Genomic DNA, 13,807 nt, shown 5'->3' on the forward strand with positions numbered 1-13,807 from the left:
CTTAATTTGGGTTAGTCGGGCGACTAACCTTTTTTCGTTCCCTAGCCTTTAAGCTTCATCGCTATATAAAAAAGCTAGTACCATTAGTTTGTCATTTGAATTGTTGTTAGTGTTTAGAGAGTTTAGGAGGCGCCTATGGGCAAACGCTTTGTCAAACAATTGGGGCAATTTATTGTTACCTTGTTTGGCATCACATTTTTGACATTTTGTCTCACCTATTTAGCACCAGGTGACCCAGTAACGATGTTACTTGAAACGGCAGATACTATCGTATCTCAGGAGCTTATCGATGAAACTCGGGCTCAGCTTGGGTTAGATAAACCATTTGTAGTACAGTATGCAAACTGGGTCGTCAATGCCGCACAAGGTGATTTAGGGATGAGTTATTCTGCTAAAAAACCAGTAGTAGATCGTATGTTGGAGGCTTTACCAGGTACATTAATGTTAGCGGGTACGGCTTTAGTATTTACGCTGCTCTATGCATTGCCTGCAGGTATTATAAGCGCCTTAAATCGTAACAAATGGGTTGATTATGTGTTGAGATTTCTATCCTTCGTAGGCGTATCTATGCCTACGTTCTGGTTAGGTCTTGTACTGATTTACATCTTCGGTCTTAAATTGGGCCTTGTACCGATTGCATCCTCTCGAGTGACTGCGTCTGGTGTTATTTTGCCCGCTATTACTTTGGCAGTTGTTGTTGGGTCTAAATACATGCGTCAAGTGCGGCTCGTTATCCTTGAGGAAATGCAAAAGGATTATGTTATTGGCGCTCGTGCTCGCGGTGTTAGTGAGATAAAAATTTTATTCGGTCATATTTTACCTAATGCGGTGTTACCACTCATCACTATTCTTGGTGTTGTTATTGGTTGGTTACTAGGTGGTGTGGCAGTCGTAGAAATGGTATTCTCTTGGCCGGGACTTGGGAATATGGCAATTTATGCTATTACTATGCGCGATTATCCATTGATTGAAGGTTTTGTGTTGTGGGTTGCTTTAGCATATATGTGTATTAACGCATTGGTTGATGCATCATATATCTTATTAGACCCTAGATTGAAAAGGGAGAGAGCATAATGGCAGAATTTATTCAAAAACATAAATTGTTCTCTTTCTATAGTGGGTTGATGATTATCATTGTTCTCATCGCTATCTTTGCACCCTGGCTTGCACCGGGCGATGCTTTCACCTCAAATATAAGTCAGGCATTGCAAGCACCAAGCAGCCAACATTGGTTTGGTACAGATAAATTAGGACGTGATGTATTATCTCGTATCATTTATGGTACTCAATTATCCTTGTTCATGGGCGTATCCATCGTCGTTATCATGGTGAGCATTGGTACTATCATCGGTGCTATAGCAGGCTATTTTGGCGGTAAAGTTGAAATGGTTCTTATGCGTTTAGCAGACATCATGTTATCATTCCCTGGTATCGTATTGGCTATTGCTATTGCTGGTATTCTAGGTGGTAGCATTGTAAATACGATTTTAGCCTTATCTGTTGTAGGTTGGGCAAAATATGCTCGTATTGTACGTTCTATGACGCTCAAGGTGCGCGGTGAGGAATATGTAACGGCTGCTGTTATGATGGGCGCATCTACGACGGCCATCATCAGACGTCATATCATTCCTAATATTATGCCTCTCGTTATTACAACAGGTGCATTAGATATCGGGGCTATCATGATTGAGGTAGCAGGTTTATCCTTCCTTGGCTTTGGTGCTCAGCCACCGACTCCAGAATGGGGTCTTATGCTTAACGAGGGTCGCCAGTACTTGCAAACGAGTCCATGGCTCATGGCATTCCCTGGTATGTCCATCCTTATCGTGGTTGCTATTTTTAATCTTTGGTCTGACTCCTTACGAGATGTAGTGGATCCAAAAAATCAAGGATAAAATTGTTTTTACCTTCATAAATTTGAATCTTTATCTAGTGAAAGTTTCATTATGATTGGTAAGAAATTATGGTTTTTCCATCACAACTATTTTAGATAGTGATGATGTTAAATGTTTTTATGTTTTACATGTAGTTGTAAAAGGAGATTTTAAATGAAAAAATCTTGGAAAAAGGCCCTATTAGCAGGTCTTAGTATTGTAATGATGGGTTCCTTCATAGCTGGTTGTGGGTCTGATAATAATGGTGCTGCTAACAAAGATGTATTAAAAGTAGGCGTTACTAACTTCGCATCCACATTAGAACCTACAGAAAACTTCTTCGCATGGGTTGTAATGCGCTATGGTGTAGGTGAAACATTGGCTAAGTTTGACGAACAAATGAAACCTCAACCATGGATTGCATCTAAATGGGAAGTATCCCCAGACCATAAAACGTGGACTTTCACAATCAATGATAAGGTGAAATTCTCCAATGGTAAAAAAGTTGATGCAGCAGCTGTAAAGGCGTCTATTGAACGTGCTTTTGCAAAGTCTAATCGTGCGAAAACATTCTTTGAATATGACTCTATGGAAGCTAATGGTCAACAATTAGTTATTCATACAACAAAAGAATATCCTAATATGCCTGGCCTTTTAGCGGATCCGTTGTTCCTAATCGTTGACGTTCAAGCTGAAAAAGATGGCCGTAACTTTGCGAAGGAAGGTCCTATCGGTACAGGCCCATATGTAGTTAAATCCTTCACTAAAGAACGTGCTGAAATGGCTGCGAACGAAAACTACTGGGATGGTACAGTACCATTTAAAACTGTAGAAATTCCTTCCATCGATGATCCTAATACGCGTGCTTTGAGCTTACAATCTGGCGACGTAGATATGGCTGTTAACATCGGTCCTGGTGAAATTGGTTTATTCCAAGGCAATGATAAATTCAAAGTAGATGAAATCGCATCTCTTCGTGTCGTATTGGCCCGTATTAATCAAAAAGGTATTCTTGGGGATGACAAAGTTCGTGCTGCAGTTATCTCTGCAACAGACCGTAAAAACTATGCTGATGTATTGTTAAAAGGTACATTTATTCCTGGTTCTGCTCCAATTCCACCATCCATGGACTATGGCTTCAACGATTTGAAAGATCCTAATGCGTATAATCCTGAACGTTCTAAACAATTGTTGGCTGAAGATGGTTGGAAAGATACTGATGGCGATGGGATCCTTGATAAAGATGGCAAACCATTAACATTCAACTTCATAGTATATAACTCTCGTGCAGAATTACCACTTTATGCAGAAGCTGTTCAAGCAGACCTTAAAAAGGTTGGCATCGATATGAAAATCAAAACAGTTGACTATAACTTGATCGATAAAATGGGTCAAGACGGCGACTATGATATGCTTATCTCCAACATTGTAACAGCTAATACAGGTGATCCAATCTGGTTCTTGGCTAACTATTGGCACACTAACAACAATGGCTCCAACCCTCAAAATGGTTCTGGTTACTCCAATCCACAAGTTGACCAATTGTTAGATGCAGCTGAAACTGAATTCGACCCAGCAAAACGTCGTGATTACGCAATGCAAATTCAACAATTGTTGATGAATGATGGTGCTGCATTATTCTTAGGCTATCCTAAAACTAATATCGTTACAGGTTCTTACTTGAAAGGTGCTGTAATGTACCCAAGTGATTACTACTGGATTACTAACAAAATTACAAAATAGTGAGGAGCTATAATGGCAGAAAACATACTAACTGTAGAAAACCTTAACATTGCGTACCAAGGTGTGCCTGCTGTTATGGATGTGAACTTTACCTTGGAACGCGGTAAGGTATTAACCATTGTAGGTGAGTCCGGATCCGGTAAAACTACTGTAATCCGGGCCCTCATGGGTTTATTACCTGTAGGTGGTGAGGTTACAGACGGTACAATGATCTTTAACGGTCACAACCTTCGTACCCTATCTAAGTCAGAATGGAGAGCCATACGTGGTAAAGATATGGCTATGATTTTCCAAGATAGTGGTAGTGCATTAGATCCAATTGTTCGCATTGGTAAACAATTTAGAGAATTGTTTACATCTCATATTGAAATCACTAATGATGAATGTGATCGACGAGCAATTGAGTTATTAGAATCTGTATCTCTTCCTAATGGAGCGGATATATTGCGCCGTTATCCACACGAATTATCTGGTGGTCAACGTCAACGTGTTGGTATTGCTATGGCGTTAGCATTGGACCCAGCATTACTCATCGGTGACGAACCGACATCTGCTCTGGATGTAACAACACAATCTCAAGTGGTTATGCAAATGCTTGAACTAGCTAAAGAGCATAATTCTGCAATAGTCATGGTAACTCATAACCTTGGTGTAGCAGCGTATATGTCTGACTATATTATTGTTATGAAAAAGGGCCGTGTTGTAGATGCTGGAACCCCACAAGACATTTTGGAAAATCCATCTAATGAATATACGAAACAACTAAAAGACGCTGTGCCAACATTGGGAGGAGGTCGTTACATTGACTAATTACGCAGTAGAAATTAAGAATGTATGTAAACGATTCCCACTTCCTACTGGTGGTGAGCTTGAAGCATGTAAGGATATTAATATAACTCTCGAAAAAGGTCAGTCCCTTGGGATTGTAGGGGAATCTGGCTCTGGGAAAACAACATTGGTTCGTATGATCATGAAAATGCTTCCTATTACGGAAGGCGAGATTTATGTAGAGGGTGTAGAGATTCAACATATGAATTCTGAACAAACGAAAGAATATCGTAAAAAGATTCAAATGGTATTCCAAGATCCATCTGCAGCTTTTAACCCACGTATGAAGGTTAAAGATATCATTCTTGAGCCACTTTATAATTTTGGTCTTCTTGAAAAGGGAAAAGAAGAGCAAATCGCAGGTGACTACCTGGAAATGGTAGATTTACCTCGCGAGTTTATGCATCGCTATCCTCATGAAATGTCTGGTGGTCAACGCCAACGTGTTGCCATTGCTCGTGCTATCGTTTTAGAGCCCGAAATCCTCGTGTTAGACGAGGCTACTAGTGCCCTAGATGTATCTGTACAAGACTCCATTGCGTACCTTTTGGCGCGTTTACAAAAAAAGAAAAATTTAACATACCTATTTATTGCTCATGATATTGCCTTTATTCGTACTATGTGCCACAAGGTGGTCGTAATGTACAAAGGTGCTATCGTTGAAGAACTAGATGCTTTCCACTTGGCGGATGCAAAACATCCATATACAAAGGTTTTATTGAGCTCTATCTTTGAAATTGGTCAAGATCATAAGCCGCTTACCTTGGATGAGGCTGCATTAGAAGCTTAATAGGAAAATTTACTTTCAAAATTTCAAAAGTATAAATTTGAAATGTAGAGAGTTACATCGGATAGGTAAACTTAAAATAGCAGTTAGTTTCAAGACTAACTGCTATTTTTATGCATAGTTAAGATATGAAATTTTTTAATAGATATATTGAAATGTTTCTCAAATTATACATTGTGTTAACACCTAATATATAGTATAGTTGACTGTATAAAATATACCCCTATGGGTATAATAAGATATGCTCATATGAAGTGATGTACATAGATTCTCTTTATATTAACTATTGTAAAAGCAGGTTATATTTACTAGATTATGTTAATGCAAAAAATAGTGAGTATCTGAGTATAAATAGATAGTTAATGTGTGTAGAAAGGTTAGGTGTATAAATGAAAGGATTACGCAAGGCTTTACTAATTGGTATGACCCTTGGTGTGACTATGCTCGGGACTATTGGTTGTATGAATCAAGATTCTGCTTCATCTAATGATGTATTAAAGGTAGGGGCTATTAGTTTTGCTGGCACATTAGAACCAACGGAAAATTATTTTAGTTGGGCCGTTGTACGATTTGGTATAGGTGAAACGCTTATCAAGTTTGATGATCAAATGAAAGCAACGCCTTGGCTTGCCACCTCTTGGAAGCAAGGTGATGACAAGTTAACATGGACTTTCACCATCAATGATAAAGTTAAATTCTCAAATGGTAATAGTTTGACAGCTGAGGCGGTAAAAGCATCTTTAGAACGAACTTTTGCTAAAAGTAAACGAGCAAAAACGTTCTTTAACTATACAGAAATTACTGCTAACGGTCAGGAGTTGACCATCAAGACTGACAAGGAATATTATAATTTGCCCAACTTGTTAGGAGATCCATTGTTTTTGATTATGGATGTGACAGCAGAGGCGAATGGTCGTGATATTGCAAAGGAAGGTCCTATTGGTACTGGTCCATATGTAGTATCCTCTTTCACAAAAGAGCGTGCTGAACTAAAGCGCAATGATAATTACTGGGATGGCAAGGCAGGCTTTGCTAAGGTTGAAATCCCATCTATTAATGATGCGAATACTCGTGCTATGGCGTTACAAGCGGGCGATGTAGATATGGCCGTTAACATTGGACCTGGTGAATATAGTATCTTCCAAAATGATAAGAAATTCACTATCTATGAAGTGGCTTCCTTGCGTGACGTATTTGTTCGTATAGGGCAAAAAGGGAAACTACAGAATCCTAATCTTCGTGCAGCCCTCATTGCAGCAGCAGACCGTGAGTCTTATGCGAAGAACCTCATGAAGGATACCTTCGTAGCCGGTAAGGCTCCATTGCCACCATCCATAGACTATGGCTTTAACCAATTGCGTGATCCTAATAAATATAATGTAGAACGTGCTAAAGAATTACTGAAACGTGAAGGTTATGAAGATACAAATGGCGACGGTATTGTAGATAAAGACGGTGAAAACCTCGTACTTGATTTTTATGCCTACACAACTCGTCCTGAATTGCCATTATATGCGGAAGCATTGCAAGCGGACTACAAAAAAATCGGTGTAGATTTACGAATTAAAATCGTAGATTATGCGGTTATCGACACATTATCTCAATCTGGTGATTATGATATGATTATCTCCAGTGTTGTAACCGCTAATACGGGTCAACCAGTATGGTTCTTGAAACAATATTGGGGTATAGGCGTTGAAACTAATGGGTCTGGCTTCTCTAATCCTCGTTTCGATGAATTGTTGGCTCTTGGTGAAAGTAGTAGCGATCCAGTGGTGCGTCGTAATGCGGTTATCAATGCCCAACAACTGATGTTAGATAACGCTGTAGCATTATTCCTTGGGTATCCTAAAATTAATATTGTAGGTAATAAACATATTGATGGTATCAAGATAACACCGTCTGAATATTACATCATTACAAAAGATTTGAAAAAGAAATAAAGTTTGCTGCTTACATAAAAATAAAAGGACTAGCTCGCATGGGCTAGTCCTTTGTGTTATCTAAATATTATTTTTTTTCTGTTACATCTAAGTCTGCCATGTTAACTGCATTGGCCTTGCCAATCATTTTATTATACTTGGTAAATAATTGCGTATAAGCTTCGCCATAAGATGAGTTGATAATAATGTAGTTGCGTGCCTCTGCAACAAATTCTTTTACTGAGTCTTGATACTCTCTTACCGCATTTTGTACTTCTGGTGTAGTACCAGGTTGTAATTTATTGAGGCGTTGTGTAATTTGTTGTAAGTTTGATTCTACCTTTTGGGTGTCTGTATTCCCATCTGGATCAATAAGGTCAATAGTTTGTGCTGTTATGAGATTTATCTCTATAAAGTTAACCGCATTTTCCCGCTTTTCTCCCTGATACTCAGTCATGCGTTCGTTATAAAGCTCATTATTACGATTATCTAAAGCTAAGTCTAATGCATTATATGTAGCGTAGAACTGTTCTGCTAAAGGTACATATTGAGCTGCTAGCTCATCGCTACCTTTATAATTATCCTTTTCATAACGACGTTCCACATAGTAAGATTGCAACTGATCAGCAATAGGAATAATTTGATCAAGTACTACGAGGACGTCATTTGTCGCTTGGTTTACGTCTTCGTAGGGTGTAGAACTATCTTGTTTTGCTACCTCTAATGCAGCTTTAAGTTCCTTATATTTAGGTAAGGTAATCGTCGTATTATGAGACCCATTGCGCAACTCTTCAAGAGTTGGCTGTAATTGGTTAGCATAGGCTACACTGTATGAGTTATATGCATCTAATGCAACAATATAAGGTCGTATGGCGTTGATTTTATCGTCAACGGTTGATCGATATAAAATTGTTGTTGTATTGGATGATAAGAGTGTATACACCCCATAGATCCCACCACCGATAATAGCAGCACCGAGCACAATGGCTGCTATTAACTTGATGTACCCCTTTTTCAACTGCGCACGCTCCTTGAAAACACACTAACTCTTTTGGATCCATTTGGACAGACTAATGTCCTAAGAGTAATTATTTACATTATATCACAACTTTACGTGGCAAAAAAGACGTATAGATACGATAATTATAAGGAATAGATGAAAATGTTAGATTTGGACATGTATTTATATTTATAATTAGCGATTAAACGATGAATGAGGCTGTAAGCTGTTATAAAAATATACTTTTAAAAGTAAAACTATATACTCTCTAGACGTTGTAGCTGCGGCTGGTATAATAGCAAGTATAGTATTCATTATATAGGGAGTTCGTTATGTCAGAATCGAATCAATTAATCAATTTTGCTACATCTTCGGAACTTATTGCTAATGGGGAAGGGCGTAATGTATTATCTGCCATTGAAGATGGGTTACGCAATTGTGATGAGTTTTTAATATCAGTAGCTTTCAATTGTATATCCCGCTATAGTCGTATATAATAATATTAAAAGATTTGTATTTTTCGATATAATCAAAGAAAGGAGTACAACATGTCAAATTTTATCACTCCTAAAGAATTATTAGCTTGTTTCGATGAGGTCATCATTTTAGATGCTAGAGGGTATCAAGATTATAAAAAAGGCCATATTAAGGGGGCTTATGCGGTAGATTTAGACAAGGATTTGACTGGTCCTTTAGGCGAGCATGGTGGTCGTCATCCATTGCCAGATATGGAACAGTTAGCTCATACCTTTGAGTCTTATGGCATCACTCGTAACTCAAAGGTTGTAGTATATGATTCGTGGCTATTCTTAGCGGGCCGTCTTTGGTGGACGTTACGTTACATGGGCTTAACAGATGTACGCGTTTTATCCGGTGGTATTGAACGATGGGTTCGAGAGGGCCATCTCTTAACTAAAGAGCCGACCCCGTTACCTGCTGAACCATCTATTTTTAACTACGAGTTGCAAACGGATATGGTTATGAGTCGCGATGAGGTGCTCAAGGCTAGTGAAAGCGGAGATCATGTTATTATTGATGCTCGTGCGCCATTCCGTTATGATGGATCTCAAGTGGATACGATGGATGGTATGACAGGGCATATTCCTGGGGCTGTTAATCATTTTTATGAAAGTGGCTATACCGTAGATGGTCCTAAATCCTTGAAAGATTTAGAGGCTGAGTATTACAACGAAATCTACCAAAATAGGCCAGTTGTAACGTACTGTGGGTCTGGTGTGACTGCCTGCAATGCGTTGTTAACCATGAGTGAAGTAGGACTTGAATCTGCTTTATATGTTGGTAGTTCTAGTGACTGGGTAACGTATGAAGGCTTCCCGCTTAGTACAGGTGTAGAAACATTAAACTAACTTAGGAGGGCGAATGAATCTATTAAAACAATTACTAACAGTCGTTGCCTTTGGTTATTTGTGTTATCACATCTATACCTTTGGACCTGGTATGTTTAATGTAACTGTATTAGTGATTCTTGTCTTGTCGGCGGTGGCTAACTATTTCCGTGAGAAACGTGAAAGTGATCTTAAAGCCAACGAAAACGCCCGTAAGGCTCGTGCAGAAGCAAGACATGCTAAGAAACATAAAAAGCAGTAGTATTGCTAACATATAATCTTTAGATTAGCTTACATTAAGCAAAAACTTGACGTATATTCTATGTGAAAGAGACTTTCACCAAGTTAAATACGGTGAATAGTATTAGATTGATGCGAAGTATTATAAAGAAGTATTATAAAGGAGTAAGAATTGAAATTAATTTCTTGGAATGTAAACGGCCTCCGCGCCGCTGTAACAAAGGGTTTCATGGAATCCTTTAATGAATTAGATGCAGATATTTTCTGCCTGCAAGAAACAAAATTGCAACCCGATCAAATTTCTTTGGAGTTGCCAGGGTATGAGCAATATTGGAATAGTGCAGTTAAGAAAGGCTATAGTGGCACGGCTGTATTCACGCGTATTAAGCCATTGTCCGTAACTAATGGCATCGGTATTGAAGAACACGATCAAGAGGGCCGTGTTATCACTGCTGAATACGATAATTTCTATTTGGTATGCTGTTATACACCGAATAGCCAACGTGAATTAGCTCGCCTTGATTATCGTATGACTTGGGAAGACGCATTCCGTAATTATCTACTTGAATTAGATAAGAAAAAGCCTGTCATTCTATGTGGTGATCTCAATGTAGCCCATCAAGAAATCGACCTAAAAAATCCTAAGACAAACCGTAAAAATGCGGGCTTCTCCGATGAAGAACGTGCAAAGATGACAGAACTCTTAGGGGCAGGCTTTACAGATACATTCCGTCACCTCTATCCAGATGCTATTGAGCAATACAGCTGGTGGTCCTATATGGGGAAAGCTCGTGAACGGAATACAGGATGGAGAATTGACTATTTCATCACATCCAAACGCCTTGATGATAAAATCCAAGAAGCGAAGATTCATCAACAAATCTTTGGCTCCGATCACTGTCCAGTAGAATTGGTTATTGATCTATAAAATTTTAGTGAATGTAAAAGCACAGCCTCATCTACGGATGAGGCTGTTGTGATAGAAAAGGAGATACTATGGCTCAAAAACAAAAAGCTGTTGTTCTATTTAGCGGTGGCGTAGACAGTACTACTTGTTTGGCCCTCGCCATTGAACGATTTGGTAAAGACAATGTGGTGCCCTTATCGATTCAATATGGTCAAAAACATAGTAAAGAATTAGAAGCTGCCATAGCTATTTTAGAGTACTATAATATGAAAGGTAAAACGATGGATGTTACCAAGCTATTTGCCTTCAGTAACTGCTCCCTGTTAGTACAATCTAGTGAAGACATTCCGCAAGGTTCCTACAAAGAACAACAAGATGCAGAAGGGAAGGGTACGGTGAGCACTTATGTACCGTTTAGAAATGGTCTATTCCTATCTGCGGCAGCATCCTTGGCACTATCTCTAGACTGCGGTTATATCTATTACGGTGCTCACAGTGATGATGCGGCGGGTAATGCCTATCCTGACTGTACAGAACACTTCTACAAATCTATGGGCGACGCCATCTTTGAAGGCTCTGGTAAAGAATGCTCCTTAGAAGCACCCTTTATTAACGCCAACAAAGCTGACATCGTAAAAGAAGGCCTACGCCTCAACGTACCATACCACTTAACCTGGTCTTGCTACGAAGGCGGAGACAAACCATGCGGACACTGCGGTACCTGCATCGACAGAGCTAAAGCCTTCCACGCAAACGGAGTCGAAGACCCAGCACTATAATACCCATAAACTGGCTTAGACAAGCAGTCGCCTTTTAGGCGACTACTTTACATATATTCTAATAGAGTAGCATGTATATGTGATTCAAGGCGGACTTGTACGTCACTAGTATTAGGGGATAAGCAGAGTTGCTAAATTTGAAGTGGTGGCAGATACCTTTTCAAAGAGCGACTTTGGCAGGTCAAGGCCCTAGGCCGATGGCCGGTTCGCCAGTGGAGCGATGAGGAAAGGTATCTGCCACCACCCCCACCTTACAATCTTGATACTAATCGTAGATGATCCTACAAGTCCGCCTTAATCCCAATTAATTGCGAAAATATTAGATATATGATATATTAGTACTGCCTAAAGGCGACAACTAAATAAGACAGTTTGAAACCATCCTGTCTCTAAACAAAACTACGGAAATTCATAAGCATTGTAAGCATGGTAGTTTTGCCATGCTTTTTTATTTTGAGGAGGTGAGTGTTATGATTTCTACACGCAAATTGACTATTTCTGCCATGGTTGTGGCATTGTACATCGTTGTATTGTATGTAACGCAAAGCGTTTCCTTCGGGGCGTATCAAATTCGTATAGCAACATCATTATATGCACTTGCTTATGCCTTTCCGTTCTTGGTGATTCCCATGGGGATTGGCAACCTCATTTCTAACTTCCTATTCGGTGGTCTTGGTATCTTCGATATGATAGGGGGCTTTGGTGTCGGTGTAGTAACGACAGGCATCATCGTAGGCATGCGCAAGCTTGGCCTTAGTGCTTGGTGGGCAATGCTTCCCATTGTTTTTGTGCCTGCACTATGTGTGCCATTGTGGCTCAGCCCATTACTTGGCCTACCGTACTGGCCATTAGTGTTGAACCTCATCGTGGGTCAAACTGTTCCAGCGATTCTTGGTTCTGTATTGGTGAAAGCTTTGATGAGCCGTCCTAGTGTGGCTGCTTTATTAGGTGCTTTTAAATAATAAGTGGTTTTATTGACAAAACTAAGTAAATAATTGAGCCTCAAGAGATGTTTCGATTATGTATATAGGTAAATAAAAAGGCGTAAGCTCAATGTGAGCTTACGCCTTTTCCATGGCTAACATGTATGGAGGTATAGGAGTTTAACAGTTGTAGCCACGCCACTTAGTTTCAACTACGAGTCGTTCAAGAGCAACCATGTATGCTGCTTGACGAGGAGGTACATTATATTTATGTTGCATTTCCCAAACAGCTTCGAAGCTATTTTGCATATTTTTAGTTAATCTTTCATTAACCTCTTCTTCAGTCCAGTAGAAGCTTGCTTTGTTTTGTACCCATTCGTAGTAGGATACAACTACGCCACCACCGTTGGCAAGCACATCAGGAATGATATCGATGCCCTTTTCATAGAAGTATTTATCCGCATCATTAGTAGTAGGGCCGTTAGCGCCTTCCAAGATGATCTTAGCTTGGATATTTTCCATGTTGTCTTTGTTTAATTGGTTTTCAAGGGCCGCCATGTACAATACATCCACTGGTTGAGCCAATAACTCTTGAGGCCCAATTGTAGTCATGCCTGGTTCGCTGTAACCTTCTAGGGAACGACCGTGGGAGTTAGCATATTCGTATGCTTTTTCAACATCGAGACCGTTAGGATTGTAGATGTTAACACTTACGTCGCCGATAGCCACAACTTTTGCACCTGCTTGTGCAATGAGACGAGCACCTACGGAACCTACGTTACCAAAGCCTTGAACTGCAACTGTAAGGTTTTTAATATCTAAGTTTTTCTTAGCAAGATAGCTTTGCAATGCGATGAGACAACCGCGACCAGTCGCTTCATTACGGCCTAAGGAACCGCCTACTTCGATTGGTTTACCTGTAACGATACCTGGGCTCCATTCGCCTTTTAATGTGCTGTATTCGTCAGCAATCCAGCTCATGATTTGGGCATTCGTATTTACGTCTGGTGCAGGAACGTCAGTATTAACACCAATGATAGGTGCAATACGGCGTACGAAGTTACGAGTTAAGCGTTCTAACTCACGAGGGTTTAAAGTTTTAGGATCGACTTTGATGCCCCCTTTACCACCGCCATAAGGAATGTTAGCGATAGCGTTTTTAATAGTCATCCATGCCGCAAGTGCACGCACTTCATTTTCGTCGGAATCTGGATGGAAGCGAAGACCGCCCTTAGCACTACCACGCAATGTGGAATGTTGGCATCGATAGCCTTCGTATACGCGAACTTCGCCATTGTCTAGTTGAAGAGGAACTGCTACTTTTAGTTCCCGTTCTGGGTGACGCAATACTTCGTATTCACTACGAGTATAGCCGAGCTTTTCAGCTGCTACGTCTAATGTGTTTAACATGTTTTCATATGGGTTATAACCGCTCATAATTACCTCCCGGATAACAGA

General features: G+C 39.8%; 14 protein-coding genes. 12 read left to right on the plus strand and 2 right to left on the minus strand.

The genetic code is table 11. The features are described 5' to 3' along the window. Positions 1-135 precede the first annotated feature (135 nt). From nikB to HMPREF0874_RS06060, 6 genes are all read left to right on the plus strand, one after another. A complete protein-coding gene (gene nikB / locus HMPREF0874_RS06035) occupies positions 136-1,074 on the plus strand; it encodes a nickel ABC transporter permease (RefSeq protein ID WP_004697516.1) in 939 nt (312 codons plus the stop codon). Beyond that, positions 1,074-1,895 (plus strand): nickel transporter permease, encoded by an 822-nt coding sequence (nikC, locus tag HMPREF0874_RS06040; RefSeq protein ID WP_004695039.1) that lies wholly within the window; start codon positions 1,074-1,076, stop codon positions 1,893-1,895. The genes nikB and nikC overlap by 1 nt, the downstream gene beginning before the upstream one ends. A gap of 153 nt (positions 1,896-2,048) precedes the next feature. Then, positions 2,049-3,617 (plus strand): ABC transporter substrate-binding protein, encoded by a 1,569-nt coding sequence (locus HMPREF0874_RS06045; protein WP_004697531.1) that lies wholly within the window; start codon positions 2,049-2,051, stop codon positions 3,615-3,617. 12 nt (positions 3,618-3,629) lie between these two features. Beyond that, positions 3,630-4,427: an ABC transporter ATP-binding protein gene (locus tag HMPREF0874_RS06050; RefSeq protein WP_004695041.1), complete on the plus strand. Its 798-nt coding sequence runs from the start codon at positions 3,630-3,632 to the stop codon at positions 4,425-4,427. After that, positions 4,420-5,235 carry an ABC transporter ATP-binding protein gene (locus HMPREF0874_RS06055; RefSeq protein WP_004697532.1) on the plus strand — a complete coding sequence of 272 codons (816 nt, stop codon included), beginning with the start codon at positions 4,420-4,422 and terminating at the stop codon, positions 5,233-5,235. Before HMPREF0874_RS06050 ends, HMPREF0874_RS06055 begins: the two co-directional genes overlap by 8 nt. 386 nt (positions 5,236-5,621) lie before the next feature. Next, complete coding sequence (locus HMPREF0874_RS06060) at positions 5,622-7,175, plus strand: ABC transporter substrate-binding protein (RefSeq protein ID WP_008602409.1); 1,554 nt, start codon at positions 5,622-5,624, stop codon at positions 7,173-7,175. Positions 7,176-7,242: 67 nt separating this feature from the next. On the opposite strand, the gene HMPREF0874_RS06065 is transcribed toward HMPREF0874_RS06060, so the two are convergent. Beyond that, positions 7,243-8,172, minus strand: coding sequence for a DUF3829 domain-containing protein (locus HMPREF0874_RS06065; protein WP_008602411.1), 930 nt, complete (start codon positions 8,170-8,172; stop codon positions 7,243-7,245). A gap of 314 nt (positions 8,173-8,486) precedes the next feature. On the opposite strand from HMPREF0874_RS06065, the gene HMPREF0874_RS10065 reads away from it, so the two are divergent. The 6 genes from HMPREF0874_RS10065 (at position 8,487) to HMPREF0874_RS06090 (ending at position 12,388) form a co-directional block, all read left to right on the plus strand. Then, complete coding sequence (locus tag HMPREF0874_RS10065; protein ID WP_008602413.1) at positions 8,487-8,651, plus strand: hypothetical protein; 165 nt, start codon at positions 8,487-8,489, stop codon at positions 8,649-8,651. Between the two features lie 51 nt (positions 8,652-8,702). Next, positions 8,703-9,521: a sulfurtransferase gene (locus HMPREF0874_RS06070; protein ID WP_008602416.1), complete on the plus strand. Its 819-nt coding sequence runs from the start codon at positions 8,703-8,705 to the stop codon at positions 9,519-9,521. 13 nt (positions 9,522-9,534) lie between these two features. Then, a complete protein-coding gene (locus tag HMPREF0874_RS06075; protein ID WP_008602417.1) occupies positions 9,535-9,762 on the plus strand; it encodes a hypothetical protein in 228 nt (75 codons plus the stop codon). A gap of 150 nt (positions 9,763-9,912) precedes the next feature. Next, complete coding sequence (locus tag HMPREF0874_RS06080; protein WP_004695049.1) at positions 9,913-10,668, plus strand: exodeoxyribonuclease III; 756 nt, start codon at positions 9,913-9,915, stop codon at positions 10,666-10,668. A 68-nt stretch (positions 10,669-10,736) separates the two neighbouring features. Further along, complete coding sequence (gene queC, locus HMPREF0874_RS06085) at positions 10,737-11,426, plus strand: 7-cyano-7-deazaguanine synthase QueC (protein WP_008602419.1); 690 nt, start codon at positions 10,737-10,739, stop codon at positions 11,424-11,426. 470 nt (positions 11,427-11,896) lie between these two features. Further along, positions 11,897-12,388 (plus strand): QueT transporter family protein, encoded by a 492-nt coding sequence (locus tag HMPREF0874_RS06090; protein WP_008602421.1) that lies wholly within the window; start codon positions 11,897-11,899, stop codon positions 12,386-12,388. Positions 12,389-12,529: 141 nt separating this feature from the next. Here HMPREF0874_RS06090 and HMPREF0874_RS06095 read toward each other — a convergent pair whose 3' ends face one another. Then, on the minus strand, positions 12,530-13,786 hold the full coding sequence (locus HMPREF0874_RS06095) for a Glu/Leu/Phe/Val dehydrogenase (protein ID WP_008602423.1): 1,257 nt from the start codon (positions 13,784-13,786) through the stop codon (positions 12,530-12,532). Positions 13,787-13,807 lie beyond the last annotated feature (21 nt).

The sequence above is a fragment of the Veillonella sp. 6_1_27 genome (genome assembly GCF_000163735.1).
GTDB lineage: Bacteria > Bacillota > Negativicutes > Veillonellales > Veillonellaceae > Veillonella > Veillonella parvula_A.